This is a genomic window from Bradyrhizobium sp. BR13661 (assembly GCF_029892425.1).
Lineage (GTDB): Bacteria > Pseudomonadota > Alphaproteobacteria > Rhizobiales > Xanthobacteraceae > Bradyrhizobium.
On sequence record NZ_JARXWB010000030.1, the window covers coordinates 61,790 to 79,687 of the forward strand.

14 protein-coding genes and 1 pseudogene are annotated in these 17,898 nt (G+C 61.3%); 10 read left to right on the forward strand and 5 right to left on the reverse strand.

The genetic code is table 11. From position 1 onward, the window contains the following. The first annotated feature begins 95 nt into the window (after positions 1-95). Positions 96-3,110 carry a GAF domain-containing protein gene (locus M2427_RS33845; RefSeq protein WP_280711151.1) on the forward strand — a complete coding sequence of 1,005 codons (3,015 nt, stop codon included), beginning with the start codon at positions 96-98 and terminating at the stop codon, positions 3,108-3,110. Between the two features lie 2 nt (positions 3,111-3,112). After that, entirely contained in the window at positions 3,113-3,502 is a 390-nt protein-coding gene (locus tag M2427_RS33850; RefSeq protein WP_280711152.1) for a response regulator, read from the forward strand. 402 nt (positions 3,503-3,904) lie between these two features. Here M2427_RS33850 and M2427_RS33855 read toward each other — a convergent pair whose 3' ends face one another. Then, on the reverse strand, positions 3,905-4,078 hold the full coding sequence (locus tag M2427_RS33855; RefSeq protein WP_280711153.1) for a hypothetical protein: 174 nt from the start codon (positions 4,076-4,078) through the stop codon (positions 3,905-3,907). Between the two features lie 80 nt (positions 4,079-4,158). On the opposite strand from M2427_RS33855, the gene M2427_RS33860 reads away from it, so the two are divergent. After that, entirely contained in the window at positions 4,159-4,440 is a 282-nt protein-coding gene (locus M2427_RS33860) for a helix-turn-helix transcriptional regulator (protein ID WP_280711154.1), read from the forward strand. 1,500 nt (positions 4,441-5,940) lie between these two features. Here the strand turns inward: M2427_RS33860 and M2427_RS33865 are convergent. Then, complete coding sequence (locus tag M2427_RS33865; protein WP_348521960.1) at positions 5,941-6,888, reverse strand: LysR substrate-binding domain-containing protein; 948 nt, start codon at positions 6,886-6,888, stop codon at positions 5,941-5,943. A gap of 92 nt (positions 6,889-6,980) precedes the next feature. On the opposite strand from M2427_RS33865, the gene M2427_RS33870 reads away from it, so the two are divergent. From M2427_RS33870 to M2427_RS33895, 6 genes are all read left to right on the forward strand, one after another. Next, on the forward strand, positions 6,981-7,727 hold the full coding sequence (locus M2427_RS33870; RefSeq protein WP_280711155.1) for a glucose 1-dehydrogenase: 747 nt from the start codon (positions 6,981-6,983) through the stop codon (positions 7,725-7,727). A gap of 142 nt (positions 7,728-7,869) precedes the next feature. After that, complete coding sequence (locus M2427_RS33875) at positions 7,870-8,601, forward strand: alpha/beta hydrolase (protein ID WP_280711156.1); 732 nt, start codon at positions 7,870-7,872, stop codon at positions 8,599-8,601. Between the two features lie 82 nt (positions 8,602-8,683). Next, positions 8,684-9,430, forward strand: a complete 747-nt coding sequence (locus M2427_RS33880; RefSeq protein ID WP_280711157.1) for an SDR family oxidoreductase — start codon at positions 8,684-8,686, stop codon at positions 9,428-9,430. 28 nt (positions 9,431-9,458) lie between these two features. Beyond that, positions 9,459-9,629, forward strand: a complete 171-nt coding sequence (locus M2427_RS33885; RefSeq protein WP_280711158.1) for a DUF427 domain-containing protein — start codon at positions 9,459-9,461, stop codon at positions 9,627-9,629. A 25-nt stretch (positions 9,630-9,654) separates the two neighbouring features. Further along, positions 9,655-10,401, forward strand: coding sequence for a glucose 1-dehydrogenase (locus M2427_RS33890; protein ID WP_280711159.1), 747 nt, complete (start codon positions 9,655-9,657; stop codon positions 10,399-10,401). Next, positions 10,401-11,633, forward strand: a complete 1,233-nt coding sequence (locus tag M2427_RS33895; protein WP_280711160.1) for an MFS transporter — start codon at positions 10,401-10,403, stop codon at positions 11,631-11,633. The genes M2427_RS33890 and M2427_RS33895 overlap by 1 nt, the downstream gene beginning before the upstream one ends. A 258-nt stretch (positions 11,634-11,891) precedes the next feature. Here M2427_RS33895 and M2427_RS33900 read toward each other — a convergent pair whose 3' ends face one another. Then, on the reverse strand, positions 11,892-14,756 hold the full coding sequence (locus M2427_RS33900) for a winged helix-turn-helix domain-containing protein (protein WP_280711161.1): 2,865 nt from the start codon (positions 14,754-14,756) through the stop codon (positions 11,892-11,894). Positions 14,757-14,939: 183 nt separating this feature from the next. Here M2427_RS33900 and M2427_RS33905 point away from each other — a divergent pair, with 183 nt between their 5' ends. After that, positions 14,940-15,929, forward strand: coding sequence for an alpha/beta hydrolase (locus tag M2427_RS33905; protein WP_280711162.1), 990 nt, complete (start codon positions 14,940-14,942; stop codon positions 15,927-15,929). Between the two features lie 222 nt (positions 15,930-16,151). Here the strand turns inward: M2427_RS33905 and M2427_RS33910 are convergent. Then, positions 16,152-17,028: pseudogene (locus tag M2427_RS33910) on the reverse strand (NAD(P)-dependent oxidoreductase). A gap of 113 nt (positions 17,029-17,141) precedes the next feature. Next, entirely contained in the window at positions 17,142-17,615 is a 474-nt protein-coding gene (gene ybaK / locus M2427_RS33915; protein ID WP_280711163.1) for a Cys-tRNA(Pro) deacylase, read from the reverse strand. Positions 17,616-17,898: the final 283 nt, after the last annotated feature.

Below are 17,898 nucleotides of genomic sequence, written 5' to 3' on the forward strand. Positions count from 1 at the left end.
CAAAGACAGCTAAAACCGCAAAAGTCAGGACCGCGAACGCTACGCGCCGCAATGCCCCAATGGCCACGCCGCGCAAGCGTCCTTTGGTTGCTGATTTGACCAGGGAGCTGGGCGAAGCACGCGAGCAACAGGCGGCGACCGCCGAGATTCTGCGCGTGATCAGCCAGTCGCCGACCGACGTAAAGCCCGTACTCGACGCAATCGTGCTGAGCGCCGCGCGGTTGTTTCGCTGCGACCTGGCGTTCTTCTTGCGGTGCCATGGCCCCACCTTCTCGCAGGCAGCCCTGGTGGGATCGGATGGATCGCACATCCCCCTCGATCCTGCGGCTTTGCGGATCGACCCCGAAATCAACTTCCCGTCACGCACCATCGTCAGCAAGAAAAACCTGCATTTGCCGGACTGGTCGGCGATCGATCTGCCCGAACACGAGCGCCGCATTCACGAGACATATGGCATCAATTCGTCGCTGTTCCTGCCTCTGCTGCTGCGTGGGGGCGAATGTTTTGGCCTACTTGCGCTCGCCAGCAAACACCCCCGCATATTCGGCAACAGCGAGATTTCACTGGCCGAATCCTTCCGCGACCAGGCCGTGATCGCCATCGAGAACGCCCGCCTGTTCGACGAGGTGCAGGCCAAGACGCGCGATCTCACCGAAGCCCTCACCCACCAGACCGGCAGCAGCAATATTTTGCGCGTCATTGCCTCCTCGCCGACCGACGTGCAGCCGGTGCTGCAGGCCATCGTGGAGAGCGCCTGCGAGCTGTGCGAGGCGACCGACGCGACCGTTTGTCTGAGGGACGGCGACAGCCTCGTCTACAACGCTCACCATGGCCCGATCCCGGTGGTGCTCGGGCGACATGTCATCAGCCGCGGCTTTGCCGCAGGCCGCGCAATCGTCGACCGCGCACCGGTCCACGTGCACGACGTGCTCTCCGAGGAAGGCGACGAGTTTCCGGGCGCGAAGGAATGGTCGGTCGCCCAGGGCGTTCGAAGCCTCCTCAGCGTGCCGCTGATGCGCGACGAAGAAAGCATCGGAGCGATTCTGTTGCGCCGGAGGGAGGTGCAACCGTTCACCGACAAGCAAATCACCCTGCTGCAGACCTTCGCCGACCAGGCGGTGATCGCGATCGGCAATGTGCGTCTCTTCGAGGAGGTGCAGGCCAAGACCCGCGATCTCCAGGAATCGCTGCAATTCCAGACCGCGAGCGCCGAGGTGCTCAAGGTCATTAGCCGCTCGCCCGACACCCTGCAGCCGGTGCTCGATTGCATTGCAGAAACCTCGTGCGAGCTGTGCGGCTCCGACGGGGTCACGATTTTCCTGCTGCGGGACGAGATGTTCCATTTCACCGCAGTCTCGGGCGCCGTGCCGAAGCACCTGGAACTCCTGCGGTCCAATCCGGTGCCAAGCGATGATCCGACCTCCGTGTTTGGGCAGCTCGCGCTCAAGAAGCAGACGCTCCACTACCCCAACGTCACGGACGCTCGCGAACTGGATCAGGCTCGCATCAGCCTCGGCGGACCGCGGGCGCTGCTGCTGGTGCCGCTGATACAGGATGGCGACGTCCTCGGCATCATTGTCCTGCGCCAGTCACACGAGCGGCCTTTCACGCCGCGCCAGATTCAGGCGATCGAGACATTCGCCGACCAGGCCGTGATCGCGATCTCGAACGTCAATCTGTTCGACGAGGTGCAGGCCAGGACGCGCGATCTCGAAGAGTCGCTCCAGCAGCAGACCGCCACCGCCGAAGTGCTTCAGGTGATTTCGTCGTCGATGGGCAACGCGCAACCGGTCTTCGAGCAAATGCTGGAAAAGGCAACGCGCGTGTGTGGCGCAGAATTCGGGCTCATGGGCCTCTTCGACGGAGAGGTGTATCGACGGGCCGCGGTGTACAACGTACCGCCGGCGTTTGATGCCGCCGTACCGAAGGAGTTTCGCCCGACCCTCGACAGCGGGCTCGGAGCCGCTCTCCGGACGGCGCAGGTCTTCAAGACCTACGATCTTAGCAAAAGCGAGCAATATCTTTCCAGGAGCCATCCGGCGATAGTTGCGATGGTGGAAGTCGCGGGCGTACGCACCCTCGTCATTGTGCCGATGTTGCGGGACGCAAAGCCGATCGGCGCGATATCGATCTACCGCAAGGAGGTCAGCCCGTTCAGCGATAGACAGATCGAGCTTCTGAAGAATTTTGCAAACCAGGCCGTGATAGCCATCGAGAACGCGCATCTTTTGAACGAGCTGCGCCAACGAACCACAGAACTATCGCAATCCCTCGACGACCTCCGCTCCGCACAGGACCGCCTGATCCAGACCGAGAAGCTCGCCTCCCTCGGCCAGCTCACCGCCGGCATCGCCCACGAGATCAAGAATCCGCTCAATTTCGTCAACAATTTCTCGGCGCTGTCGGTCGAGCTCACCGACGAGCTGAACGATCTCCTGAAAGGCGCAAAAATTTCCGAGGACATCAGCAAGGAGGTCGACGAATTGACCGGCCTTCTGAAGGACAACCTCGGCAAGGTGGTGCAGCACGGCAAGCGTGCCGATTCCATCGTCAAGAACATGCTGTTGCATTCGCGCGAGGGGTCTGGCGAGCACCGGGCGGCCGACATCAACGCGTTGGTGGAGGAAAGCCTCAATCTGGCCTATCACGGCGCGCGCGCCGAAAAGCCGCATTTCAACGTCACGCTGCAGCGCCATTTCGATCCTGATGCGGGCATGCTCGAGGCCTTTCCGCAGGAAATCACCCGGGTCTTGCTGAACCTGATCGCGAACGGCTTTTATGCTGTGAGCAAGCGCAAGGCCGACAACGATGGCGCGGTGTTCGAACCGGTCGTGAGCGCGACGACAAAAGGCTGCAGCGACCATGTCGAAATCCGCATCCGCGACAATGGCACCGGCATTCCGCCCGAGGTGAAGGAGAAGATGTTCAATCCCTTCTTCACGACCAAGCCGGCCGGCGAAGGCACCGGGCTCGGGCTATCCATGTCCCATGACATCATCGTGAAACAGCATGGTGGCACGATCGATGTCGTGACCGAGCCGGGCCAATTTACCGAGTTCACGATCATATTGCCGCGCACCAAAATTCTTTCAGGCAAGTTCAGAGGTTAGAGGTGAGCATTCTCGTTCTCGTGGTGGATGACGAGCCCGACGTCGAGGCCCTGTTCCGCCAGCAATTTCGCCGCGACTTGCGCGCGCAACGTTTTGTCATGGACTTTGCCAATTCGGCGGCGGACGCGCTGTCGCGCATCGCCTCTACCATCGGGCAGTCGCTGATCTTGATCCTGTCCGACATAAACATGCCCGGAATGACCGGCCTCGAGATGCTGCCGAAGGTGAAAGAGATGCGCCCCGAGGTCCCCGTGATCATGATCACGGCGTATGGCGATGCCGACACCATCCGCAGGGCGCTGGAGAGTGGTGCGTCGGGGCTGCTCACCAAGCCGATCGATTTCAAGGTGTTGCGCGAGGAGATTGACACCAGGTTGGCGCAGGTGGAATAGTCCGGTGCCGGCTGTCAGGGGTAGACCGGACCTAACTTAAACCGGGCAAAACCGTCGCGATTGACCCGGAGCCGACCTTTGCCGTTCTTGTTCAGCGCTGGGTCGGCTGTTTAATCCCATTCAACGGGTGGTACTGTCCGTATTCGACCCGGGTGTCCTAAGTTGATCAGCCGCTGTTCCAATTTGATTTTTGGCACGAACTGCATAGGCTTTCGGCCTTAATCCATGTTGATTTTTGGCATGGGCAGGGAACTACTGTTTCGGGTAGTTGCTTTCGCGGCCGGGGCGGTCACAGTCGCCGCCGCAGCGACCCTCTTGTTTGGATTTTGAAAGAGTATGGCCGCCTCATTCAGCCCACGCTGGGTGGACTTCGGCCGCTTGCGAGAAGCAGGCGTTGCCGCGTCAAGGCGCGCTCATTACTTCAAGATGATCGATGCGGCCTTGATTACGGGCCAGCGCAATTAAAAACTGATCCAATGCGACTTCTGATTCAACATCTAAGGCGACCGTCCCGGCAAACAGAATCGCCGGAGCAACGTTGTTGTTGGCCGGTTTCGGCAATTGATTTAGCTGCATAATTCCCCCAATAATTCCACCATTAGCTAGGTCAATATTTATCCGACAAACGGTCGGATTTCATTTTGTATCGAGAAATAATGACTGAACGAGACTCCTCCCTCTTGGCAGCACAAATCAGGGCGGCGCGCGGATTGCTGGGGTGGTCGCAGGCTTACCTAGCTGAAGGCTGCAACATGCACCGCGGCACGCTGGCCGACCTTGAAGGCGGCAAGCGTGAGCCGCACAAAGCGACGCTTTTCGTTCTAATGAACGAGCTAGCGGCAGCAGGAATCGTCTTCACCGAAACCGGTGTGCAATTCCGGAAGTGGCCGCCGAAGAAGGAATACATTCCGATAGGAATCAAGAACCGGAAGAAGTAGCTGCAACAGACTGCTCGGTCGCCAGCCGCACTATCAACGTGAACGTCGCCCCGGGATAGCGCGTCCAAACCTCAATATCTGACGTGACGGTCAGATAGCCTAAGAAGCACCTGTATCGGCCGGCGCATTTAACCCAAAGCTTCCTAGTTAATTTCAATTATATCCTAACTTGCCGTTAAGGGGCATACTCCTCCAATGCCAGGGCCCTTGAAATCTACATGTCCTAACTGTGCGGCTGAATATCGGGTCAAACGCACCGAGATGGAGCCCAGGTTTGACAAGCCGTTGCTTTGCTCTAGTTGCGGCGGCCCTCTCAGAAACCGCGATGGTAGATTTTCGCTAGAATACTTCCGGCTCAAGGGTGCAGGTCTGAACAAGAACGGTCGCCAACCAAGGTTACGATGATGAAGAAAGGCGACGTGACCTGCCCCGATTGCTCTGCTGGTTACCGGCGCATCGAACTGGAATCCAGAACGGGACGCGCCGGTCATTACAGTCATTACAAATGTCTCGTCTGTGATCGCGTACTGGAAGTGTTCGACGGCTCTAGCGAGGTTGCATATCGGCTTACAGTAGTACCGTCAGAGTTGCGGCCTGCAAGGCGATAGGCCGCCCCAGTTGGTAGCTCTCCGAAGCGTACACGACACAAAACTGTGGCACTAAGTTGTGCAGGATATTCTGCACTGGAGATTTGCGTTAGACTCACCGGGGCTGGAAAGCCGCCGCTCGCGCTAACTTTAAATGGGCGGCGTTTTTGTGAAGCTGAATCTCTCAGTTCGCTGGCTTAAAGAAATAGAGAACGACCTCGATTCAGTTACGGCGAAGACAATAACAAACTGCCTGCACAATTGACAGACATACAACTTCTCGCGGGGCGTCATGGTCTTGCAACACTGCGGACAAGTCAGGAGGGCTGCCTGCCTGTTGCCACTGGTATATTTCGGCGGCGGCAAATGACGATATGCTCTCATCCGACGCTCCAACGCGAAAAAGCTCCCCGCCCACCTTGGAACCGCGTGAGCGGGGAATGCGCATTGAGCGACGGCATCGTCGCTCACGAGAAAGCTAGCTGTCGTCAGTGACGATTGGCCAAGTGGAAGGAAGAGCATCCAATCTATCACTCAGACGCTTGGCATATCGAGCGCTACAAGTGCGTGCCGGGGGACTACAAGGTAGTTACCCGTCATAAAGCCTAAAGGACGGGCGCTTACTCACAATCAACTTAAAGACCGTGAAGTCGCTGGGTCTCGAAAATAGCCCAATCTCCTCGCTAAGGCTGACGAGGTGATCGAGAAGGGCTCACTAATGCAGCGCCGCATCAGTCCGTTTCTGGCCCCATCAGCGAAGTTGCGCCGCGTCTGACAGAGGTCCGCTCATCGCGCCGTGGCGGGCAGATTTTCTCAACCTGAGTTCTTCGCATTTTGATAAATGGGGTGGCCTGGTTCAAGCGCCTCCGCCTGAGCGGAGGGACGAGGCCACCGAGGGCGTTGGCCGAGCTAGCTAGGCCGCATTCAAACCGTCTAATCTTGAAAGGAAAGTCCTCAGGATCGGCGAAGCGTTGGCGCGATGATAGCCGACCGTCACGTCGATGGTCGGCGGTTCTCCTTCGAGCGGCAGGCTCACCACAGACCAGGGCAGAAAATTCTTGGCCGACGCCGGCAAGATCGCAACCCCGCGGTTGGATGAGACGAGGGAGATCGCCATCGCATAGTTGTCGATCTCGAATGCCGGTACGATTTCTATCCCCCTTCGCTGGAGGTAACCGGCAATGACGGCGCGCAGCACACGCGGCACTTTCGATATGCCGATATAGGTTTCGCCGACCAAATTCTTCGGATCGAAAGTCTTTCGCTGCGCGAGCCTGTGATCGCTGGGCAGAACCGCGACCAAGGGCTCCTGCGCCACGACCTTGAATTCGATGTCGGGCATGGTTTCTGAGCGGACGAATGCGACGTCCAGCCTGCGGTGCGCGAGTTCCTCCAGTAGCGCCGCCGAGTGATCGCTGGATACACGGATTTCGATGTTGGCCAGTTCGTTGCGCAACAGTCCGGTCGCGCGCGGCAGCCACTCGACCTCCTGTCCGGTGGTGAAGCCGATTGCGAACACTTGCTTGCTTGGCTGGGCCGCGCGGCGAGCGCCTTCGGTGGCGGCTTCGGCCTGCATCAGCGCCAGACGAGCGTGATCGAGAAACACCTTGCCGGCTTCCGTGAGCTCCACGCCGCGGACGCTGCGCCTGAGAAGCGGCACGCCAACCTCATATTCGAGGTCGCGGATCTGGCGGCTCAGGGACGGCTGAGCGGTGTTGAGCCGCTTTTCGGCGGCCACCGTAAGGCTTCCCTCCTCGGCGACGGCGACGAAATAGCGGAGATGGCGAAGCTCCATTCCATGCTCTCCAGGTATGGATGGGAAACTTACAAAGTCTTTTTCAAATGCGCTAGGCGGGTCCAAATAGCTCCCAACAGCAACGAGACATCTGCTTCTGACCATGCCCTTTGGGCAGGGACCGGGTGGCTTGTGCCCAATTTCGAGGAGCTTTCGCCATGTCCGCCCCCGTCGTCCTCATTACCGGAGCTCTGACCGGCATCGGCCGCGCCACCGCCATCGCCTTCGCCAAACAGGGCTCAACCGTGGTCGTTTCCGGCCGCCGAGAGGCCGAAGGCCGGGCACTTCAGGCTGAGCTCCGGAGCCTCGGCGCCCAAGCGGCCTTCATCCGAGCCGACGTGCGACATGAGGATGACATCGGTTTTCTGGTCGACCAGACGGTCGCGCGTTTCGGCCGGCTGGATGTCGCGGTGAATAATGCCGGCACCGAGGGCACGCCGGGGTCGGTGATCGCGACCACGCTGGAAAGCTATGCCGCGATGTTCGACACCAACGTGCTCGGCACCCTGCTCAGCCTGAAGCACGAACTCAGGGTCATGCAGCCTCAGGGGTCGGGCAGTATCGTCAACATTTCGTCCACCATGGGCGAGCGCGGCGCGGCCAACCTGTCGCTCTACGTCGCCAGCAAGCACGCTGTTGAGGGCCTCACCAAATCCGCGGCACTCGAAGCGGCCGCGTTCGGCGTCCGCGTCAACGCGGTGGCGCCGGGGCCGACAGATACCGCGATGCTCGATCGCCTGACCGGCTCGCCCGACAAGAAAGCGGCCTTCTACGCCGCCGTGCCGCTCAAGCGTGGCGCGAGACCAGAGGAGATCGCCGACGCCGTCGTTTTCGTCGCGTCCGAGAAGGCCTCGTTCATCACAGGCCAGATCGTACGGGTCAACGGCGGCAAGACCGCAAGCTGAATCGATCACATCGTCTCGGACACAAAGGAATTCTGCCATGACCACGCATACACACCAAACTGCGCCCACCCAATTCGTCGAAACCAACGGAATCCGCTTCGCCTATCGTCGCTTCGGCAAGACAGGCGGCGTTCCGATCGTCATGAACATCCATTTCCGCGGCACCATGGACCATTGGGATCCGGCCGTGACCGACGGGTTGGCGGCGCAACGTGAGGTCATCCTGTTCGACAATGCGGGCATCGGCGCCAGTTCGGGCGAGACCCCGGCGACCATCCCGGGCATGGCAACAGACGCCATCGCCTTCATCAGGGCGCTCGGGATCGGCAAGACCGACGTCCTCGGCTATTCGGTCGGCGGCAAGGTTGCCCAGGAGATCGCCGTGCAGGCGCCCGACCTGGTGCGCAAGCTGGTGCTCGTGGGCACCGGGCCGCGTGGTGCCGACACCGCCGCCAGCAAATCCGCAGAGATCTTCTCTGCCACCTACGACCCGCCCGAACATCTCTGGATCGCCGCGCATTTCCTGCCCAACGCAGCCGGTCGCGCGGCCGGACGGAAGTACCTCGAGCGCAAGTTCCGCCGCAAGGATCGCAGCCCGGAAGTGAGCGAGACGTCCGCCACGGCGCAGTACGCGGCGATCGTCAAGTCGAACGAGAAGACCGATGGCGTCTGGGATTACCTGGCCGATATCCATCATCCAGCTCTGGTGGTCGACGGCAGCAACGACCTGATCATCCCAACGATCAACGGCTTCACGTTGCAGCAGCGCCTGCCGAACGCGCAACTCATCGTCTATCCGGATTCGAGTCACGGGCCTCAGAACCAGTACCCGGAGATCTTCGTGGCCCACACCGCCATGTTCCTGGATGCGTAGCGAACCCCGAGTGGTCGAGCCGGTCGGTTGCGCTTCCGGCATACCCGACCGGCGCCGCTGATTTCCTAGAAGGAAGATCATCATGAAATCGTGCTGTGGAAAGACCGCGCTCGTCACCGGCGCCTCGCGCGGCATCGGACGCGCCGCCGCCCTGGCACTCGCCAAGGCGGGAGCCCAGGTCCTCGTTCACTACGGACGCGGCGCCGCGGACGCGCGCTCGGTGGTCGACGAAATCAGGGGCGACGGAGGCAAGGCCGAGGCGATCGGCTTCGATCTCTCGGATGCTCAAGGCGCGCATAAGCTCGCCGCCAAGGTCCGCGAGATCGTCGGCGAACGGCTCGATATCCTGGTCGCCAACGCCGGGGTGGCCAAAGCCGCGACGATCGAAGAGACCACGATCGGGGATTTCGACGAGCTTTTCGCCGTCAACGTGCGGGCTCCGTTCTTTCTGGTTCAGCAGTTGCTGCCGATCCTGAAGGAGGGATCCAGCGTCATCTTCACCTCTTCGCTCGCGGCGCACGCGGCCGTGGGAGAGCTCGCCGCCTACGCGGCCACCAAGGGAGCCATCGACACCCTGGTCAAGCACTTCGCCCTGGTCCTTGGAGCGAAGGGCGTGCGGGTCAACGCGGTCGCGCCCGGCGTGGTCGAGACCGACATGTCCAGTTTCGCCAGGACAGAGGCTGGCCGCGATTTCACCCTGTCTCTGCAGGCGCTGAAGCGGGTGGCGCAGCCCGACGACATCGCCGGCGCCATCGCCTTCCTTGCCTCCGACGCCGCGCGCTGGGTGTCAGGAGACACGCTGCGGGTGGATGGCGGATCGAAGCTTTGAACGACAACAGCGATCGAAAGCAAACATCATGACCGAACGAACGATCAGGATTCCCGGCCCCGATCACCCGATCACCATCGAACATTCGACCGATGCGATCTGGACCTATGAAGCGCCCTATGAGGCGGTCGTCGACATCAACAGCCATCTCGCTTTCTACCCCGACCGCGTCGATGCGATCGAGGAACAAGCCGCCTGAGCGGCATCTTCAAGGAGTAGTCGTCATGTCCAAACTCAATGGCAAAGTCGCCATCGTCACCGGAGCGTCGAAAGGCATCGGTGCGGCCGTCGCCAAGACCCTCGCCGCGCGCGGCGCAGCGGTCGTCGTCAACTACGCGTCGAGCAAGGCCGGCGCGGAAGCCGTCGTCAAATCGATCACCGCCTCGGACGGCAAGGCAATCGCCGTCCAAGGCGACGTATCCAAGGCGGCGGAAGCAAAGGCCCTGGTCGACGCTGCCATTGCCGCATACGGCCGCCTCGACATCCTGGTCAACAACTCGGGCGTCTACGAATTTGGCCCTCTGGAGTCGGTCACCGAGCTGCAGTTCCACAAGATGTTCGACGTCAACGTGCTTGGTTTGCTGCTGGTGACGCAGGCCGCGGCTCCCCACCTGCGCGAAGGCGGGAGCGTCATCAACATCGGCTCGGGGGTCACCGCAATCACCCCGCCCCAGACGGCAGTCTATACCGCCAGCAAAGGCGCGGTGGACGCCATCACCGGCGTATTGGCCAACGAACTTGGACCGAGGAAAATCCGGGTCAACACCGTGAGCCCCAGCCTCACCGAGACCGAAGGTACGCAGAGCGCCGGCATGCTTGCCTCCGAGTTCGAAGCCGGCATCGTCGCCCAGACGCCGCTCGGCCGCCTCGGACAGCCGCAGGACATCGCCGACGTCGTCGCCTTCGTGGCCTCGGACGATGCACGCTGGGTCACCGGTGATAAAATTTCGGCCGGCGGCGGTCTGCGCTGATGGGAGAACGTCACGTCGGCCTCCGCTCCTCGGGCGGCCGACGTTTCCCGCCGAAAATGGTCCTGAGCCGCCGAGCCAGTTTTTGGGTCTCGCTCGCCGTCTCGATGCATACGCTTTGGACGAGCGCTGCACCGGCTCTCAGCTATCGGCTCTATGCCGAGGAATGGCAGCTGTCGCCCCTGCAGACGACGAGCGTGTTCGCGATCTATCCGATATTCGTCGTCGCTACGCTGGTTTGCCTGGGCGGCCTGTCGGATCACGTCGGGAGACGCCGGACCATGCTTGCCGCACTCGTCTTTTCCCTGATCGGCGCCTTGACGCTGGCGTGGGCTCTCGATGTCGAATGGCTTCTTGCGGCCCGCGCGGTGATGGGGATCGGGGTTGGCCTTGCGAGCGGCGCATCGACGGCCGCCATCCTCGAGTTCAGTCCGAGCGGCGATCCTGAACGTGCCGCTTCCGCGACCAACCTGGCGCAGGCGATAGGCTTCGCCACTGCGCTCATTCTCGGTGGAGCCCTCATTCAGTACGCGCCTTATCCGCTGCGGCTCGACGTCGTCGTTCTCGCGGTGGTCATCGGCATGCTGATCGTGGCAGTCTGGCTCCTTCCCCGTCAGGTCGCGAGCCTAAAGGCATGGTCTCCCCGAATGCCGCGCGTGCCGGCAAGCATTCGGAAAGAATTCTGCTTGGCAGGGATCGGCGCCGCGACGGCGTTCACCAGCGGCGCCGTCCTCCTCTCGCTCGGAGGTCAAGTGGCGCACGATCTCGTCGGCTCCGCCAACGAGTTGACAAATGGCGCTGTGCTCGCAAGTTTCGCCATCGTATCGGCTGTGGTCACCGGCGCTGCAAGGAAGCTGGCGCCGCGAACTGCCTTCTTCCTGGGTTCGGTCACGACCATGTTCGCCGTCCTCCTCCTGTGGTTGGCGACCAACGGTCATTCGCTAAGCGCTTTGCTCGCTTCGACCTCTTTGGCGGGAATCAGCTATGCGCTTTTGTTTCTTGGCGCGTTGACGTTGCTCAACGCCGTCGCACCGGCAGACAGCCGCGGCGGCGTTCTTTCGACCTTCTATCTCGTCGGCTATCTCTGCATGGGTTTTTGCGTCCTCGCACTGGGTGTGGTCGCCCGGGCGTCGGGACTGGCGACAGCAGTCGCTGCAGCATCGTTTGTACTTGCTTCGCTAGGAGGCGCGACATGCCTTTTCGCCGCGATGCGCTTCCCAACTCTGGCCGAATGACGTCTCATGGGCACGCCGCCCGCGGACCGTCAGCATTTGACCCAAGGCGGGCATCAGACGGAAGCATGCGTCCTCGTGTGCCAGCTCAAAAAACATTCCAAGCAGTACACGACTTGCCGTAGAATGAGGCGGAGCGGCGCTCCGTTCGCACATTTCTCGGGTTCGGATGGAGATTCTTGAAATACACAACTCTATCGTTGCTCGTTGCAACTTTTACGGCTCTGGCTTGCTTCGTAGTGGTCCCCATCATCGGTCTCTTTATGCTGAGCGTGGTTCGCCCCGGTAGCGTAACGTTGTCAGCAGGCGTTCCGCGGCTTTCAGATCGTCCGTTTCCCGGCCTTCGACGAACCATGTGAATACCGGCTCAAGCACGGAACGGGCGTTTTCGCGCCGTCCATGGTCGGTCATCAGCTTCGCCAGATCCGTTGCAGCGCGCAGCTCGCTGGTACGTGCACCCTGCTGACGGCTGAGCTCGATTGACTGGATAAAGAGTATTTCTGCCTCCTCGACGCGAGGCTGAGGCATTGAGAGAAGAAAGGCACCCTTCACGCGCAGCAATTCGGGCATGTAGATTAAATCGCCATTTTCATCGACCTGACGTATGCCATCGTCGATCAGCCCCAAGCCTTCGGTAAATCGGCCGGTCGCGACGAACCCTTCCGCGAGCGAGACATTGAATGGTGCAGTCATCAGCCCGTAGCCTGCCGCGGGAAGCTCCCGCATGCAGCTCTGCAATACATCGACTCCGTTTTGCGGCTCGCCGCGGCGGATCGCCAGGACGGCTTCGAGCCCGCGTCCGACTATCGTATGTGGCGCCATGGAATGCGACTGGGCATTGGAGATGTACCGATCGATGATTTTCTCGACGGTTGTCAGGTCACCGATCCGGAGAAACAGCAGGAAGGCGCGTATCAAGAGAATGCTCAGTGTTGCCGGATGCTCGATGTGCCGAGCATCCTCAAGCACCAGACGCGCCAATTCGGCGGCCTGTTGCGGATAGCCCTGCTGGTACAGCGTATGCGCCAAACCCATGCGAGCCGGCGGCACGATGTCAAAAGCAAAATAGGCCCTGCCGCTATGCCGTGCATGCGATCGATTCTGTAACGTGGCCTCAAACTCCATGCGGGAGCCGTCGAGGTCACCGACCAGATAGAGTGCGGTCGCCAGCATGAAGTGCGCTGACGCAAATGCGGCGGGATCACCAATGACCTTGGCGACGGCTGAGTTGCGCCGTGCGCATTGCAGCGCCATCCGGCAATTCCCGTTTCGAAAGTAAAGGATGTTCAGCGCGCCGAGTAACCAAATTTGATAGAGGACCTCGCCGCAATGCTCTGCAAGGGCAAGCGCCCTATCCAGGGCCGCCTGCGCTGCATCGCCCCCCCGCGTATACATCAGTGAATAGCCCAAGCTGGCCTGCAGGCGCATTTCATCGGCCGTTCCGCGCCTGTTGTTGTTGAGGACCAGCAGCGCCTGCTCCGACCAACGATGACATTCAGGCAGCATGAACGTCGCCAGCAGAACCGGCCCGGCGGCGACGGCAAGTCCGATGGCGATGTCGACTTTCTCGGTACCGCGTGAGAAGGCCCATCCGAGCGCTGCGCGCATATTGTCGAGATCCCGCACGTAACGCGGCAGAAAGTCAACGAAAGGGCCCTCGGCGGCGCGTGCAAACAGATCGCGAAAGAACACCGCGTGCCGGTGAGCCATCTCTTCTGCTTCACCGCTCTCGGCCAGCTTGTCCAGCGCATAGGCCCTGATCGTATCGAGCAATCGCCAGCGACCAAAGGGTGCTAATGCATCCAGGGAAACCAGCGATTTGGCGGCGAGGCTCGCGATTCCCTCGGCAACCGTGGCGGTCGTCATGCCGGCATCGCCCATCACCGCCGCCGCCGCCTCGAGCGTGAACTCGCCCGCGCAGATGGCCAATCGACGCAGCAGGACCCGTTCTGACTCCGGCAACAGCTCGTAGCTCCAGTCCAGCGCCGCGCGCAGGGTTTGATGCCTGGGTAGGGCCGTTCGACGGCCGGCTGTCAGGAGGCTGAAGCGATCACCGAGAAGGTCGGCCGTCTGCCGCAGTCCCAGCATCGCGACGCGCGCCGCCGCAAACTCGATGGCCAGCGGAATGCCGTCGAGGTGCCGGCAGATCGCGGCAATGAGCGGCAGATTTTCCGGGGACGCCGAGTTGCCGGCGTCGAGGGCGACCAGTCTGGCATTGAAAAGCTGAACCGCGCTGTACTCACGAACAATATCCTCGTCATCGTGGCGCGAAGGCGGCACGTCGAGCGGCGCAACGCGATAGGCGTATTCGCCCTCGATCCTGAGGATTTCCCTGCTGGTCGCAAGTATTGACGCATTCGGGCACAGACGAACAATCGTTTCCGCAAGCCTGGCTGCGGCATCGACCAAGTGTTCACAATTGTCGAGCACCAGCAGCAGCTTCTCCCTGTCGAGAGCCCGGGCGACGGATTCGGCCGAAATCACGCTGCCCGCGATCCGCAGTCCGAGTGCGACAGAAACAGCTGCCGGGACCAGAGCAGGGTCCGATAGGGAGGCCAGCTCAACGAGCCAGCAGTCTCCCTCAAGCGTCGGAAAGATGCTGCGAGCGACCTCAAGGGCCAGCACGCTCTTTCCGATTCCGCCCGGTCCGGTCAGCGTAACAACACGATAGGCCGACAGGACATCCAGAAGCTGCTGCCGTGACGCATTCCGGCCGATCAGGGTCGACCCCGCGATCGGCACATTGGTTCGAAATGGCTGCTTTGGCCCGCTTTCCGCGAGACCAGGCCTTTGCCCGGTTACTTCGTGGACGTGCCAGCGCCCAAGCAAGCGATAGCCACGGCCGGATACCGTCTTCAGCAGGCCACGATCAGTGCCGAGCGCTTTGCGAATGGCAGATATATGGAATTGAAGTGTGTTTTCCTGGACCACCGCCCCCGGCCATACTTGCTCCATTAGCTGGTACTTGCCGATCAGGTCGCCGCTGGACCGGACCAGAACCTCGAGGATCTCGAATGCGCGGCTCCCGATCGGCACGGAGGCGCCGCGGGACCGCAGCTCGCGCCGATTGAGATCGATCTCCCAGCCCTTCGACGGCTCAACCGGCCGCGGATTTCGCTCAGTCACTCCAGCACCCTCGCAGATCGAGCCGTCCTCAGAACTTCTCAGCATTCGCTCAGGGAGTTCACCCGCCAAACAAGCTTAAACGCCGGCCGATGCTCTGGATGCGCTCCATCATCGACAAGCTACGGAGGTTTATCCATGCGACGCACCCCTCTTCTTTCAACCGTCATTCTTGGAGCCATGGTTATGACGCAAGCTTCACAGGCCGCTACACCGGATCCTGCAACCGATCCTCGTATCGATCCGCAGGTTCGCATCTTTCTCGGCGAAATCAACAAGGACTCAAGCCCGTTCTGGGAACTGCCTCAACCGAAGCCGCAGGATATGCTCACGGGCCTGCAGAATAAGACCCCGGTTGACATCTCGGGCGTGAAAACGACCGAACAGACGATCACCCAGGATGGTCAGACCGTGAAGATTTATATCATGAAACCCGAGCAGGTCGTCGGCAAGCCCGGCGTGCTGTTGTTCATTCACGGCGGCGTCTGGATCGTCGGAAACTTTCAGAACCATCAGCGCCTGCTGCGCGACCTTGTGGTCGGCTCGGGGCAGATCGGCGTGTTCGTCGAGTACACCTCCTTGCCCGAGGCGCGCTTCCCCACCCAGCTCGATCAATCCTATGCCACGCTGAAATGGGTGGCGACCCACGCCGAAGAGTTTGGCGCGGACGGCAGCCGGATCGCGGTGGCCGGCAATTCAGTCGGCGGCAACATGAGCGCGGCCTTGACGCTGATGGCCAAGGACCGTGGCGGACCGACGATCAGTTACCAGGTGCTGCTGATCCCGGCGACCGACGCCAGCGTGGACACCCAGTCCTATCATGAGTTTGGCACGGGGCGATTTCTTGCCCGCGCCTTCATGAAATATGGCTGGGATTTGTACGCGCCGGACGCCAAGACCCGAGACAATCCCTACGTCTCGCCGCTGCGCGCCAGCTTGCAGGAACTACGCGGGCTTCCGCCGGCCCTGGTGATCACGGCGGAGAACGATCCGCTGCGCGATGAAGGCGAGGCTTACGCCCGCAAGCTCAAGGAAGCCGGAGTTTCTGTCATCGCCACCCGCTACAATGGGATGATCCACGATTTCGTCCTCTTGAACGGCGTCCAGACCGCCCCCGAACCTCAGTCCGCGATCCGTCAGATTTCGGCGGAGATCAAGGTCCATCTGGCACCCTGATCCGGATCTGTGAAACAGGGGTGACAACCGCGTCGCCCCTGATTTCCACTGAGTAGCCCGTTCTTTTGTGGAGACGGCTCGTGCCCGCTTCTGGGCCCATCGACGAAGCTACGCCGCGTCTGACGGAGGTCCGCTCATCGCGGCTGACCGGACCAGTCTGCCTAACTGAGTACTTCCCAGCTCGTAGGATCGGTTGGGCTGTTGCAAAACCAGTAGCAGCGATCATTTCCCGGAATCGAGCAGCCTTGCGATCACGGGGAAATAGGCATCGCCCATCCCGCCTTCGATCGCTTCCTCGAAGATCGAGCGAATGAGCGCAGCGCCACGCATATTGACGCCAGTCTGCTTGCCGAGCTCAAGCGCGTAGCCCAGATCCTTCATCGCGTATTCGGTCGAGAACGCACGCAGTGGAAACTCGTTCGGGACGATCGCTTTCATGCCGTGGTTGCGTAGCGCGAAGCTGTCGGCCGAGCCCTTCGACAAGGTCTCCAGCAACAATTTTGGCTCGACGCCGCTGCGTTTAGCGACCGCTACGGCTTCGGCCAACGCGTTCACGGTTTCGAACAGCACCATGTTGTTGAGGATCTTCGTGATCTGCCCAGCGCCGGTGCCGCCACAGAGGGTGACGTCCGTGGCGAAATGTCGGATAAGCGGCTCGACCTTCGCAAACTGTTCGGGCGCCGCGCCAACCATCACGCTGAGCGTGCCGTCCTGTGCCGCCTGGCGGGTGCGGGCGATCGGCGCGTCGATCCAGAGGGCGCCCTTCTCGGCGAGTTGGCGGGCGAATTCACGCGTCATCCCAACCTCGGACGTGCCGAGATCGATGATGGTCTGGCCGCGCCTGACCGCCGGCAAGATGCCGTCTTCGAATGCCGACAGCACGTGCTTTGCGCTCGGCAGGCAGAGAAAGGGCGACGTCGCTGCCGCCGACGACATCGGCGACGGATTTTGCAGCAACCGCTCCACCGGCCACAATCCGCGCCAGCGGCTCCGCAGCAAGGTCGAAGGCCAGCACCTTGCGCCCGCTCTTGCGCAGCAAATTCCGGCAGATAGGCTCGCCCATGACACCGAGACCGATGAACCCGATTGCGTCAGTCATGCAGGAGCCTCCCCGAGGTCACGCGTCGTTCTTGTGTTTGAGGAAGTAATAGCTGCCGCGAGGGCCGATAGCCAGCGACCGCGCGTAGACCAGCCTTGGGGACCGCACTCACCTCAGGCAAGCACGTCCGCCACGACCGCCTTCACGACATCCCGCACATCGGCTGGCTTCATCCGCACCTGCAGGCCGCGCTGACCGCCATTGAGATAGACAAGGTCATGCGCAAGCGCGCTCTGCTCGATCACGGTGATGACCTGCTTGCGCTGCCCGAACGGGCTGATGCCGCCGACCTTGTAGCCGGTGACGCGCTCGGCCTCCGGCGGCTTCATCATCTGCGCCGACTTGCCGTTCACGGAAGCGGCGAGCTTCTTCATCGAGACTTCCTGGTCGGACGGGACGATGACGCATGTCGGCTTGCCGTCGACCAGCGCCATCAGCGTCTTCAGCACGCGCGCCGGGTCTTCGCCGAGCGCGGCGGCCGCCTGCAGGCCGATGCTTTCGGCGTCAGGATCGTAATCGTAAGAATGGACAGTGAAGGCGACACGGGCGGCTTCAAGCGCGCGAGTGGCTGGGGTGACTTTGGACATGGGTCGCTTCTAGCACCGTGACTGCGAGGGGCGAAGCGACGGTTGTGGAGGCGACATGCCCATCACACCTTCAGTGTCGTCCCGGCGAACGCCGGGACCCATAACCCCAGGGAGAAGTTTGGCGAAGATTCGTGGCCCGGTACTGCTACTGTCCACACACGATGGATCACGCGGTATGGGTCCCGGCGTTCGCCGGGATGACAGCGGTGGATTGGCGACGCCGGGTGCTGCTGGTGATTATGCCCTTATACAGGTGTTTTGCCCGACGCTGCAAGTCATTTTC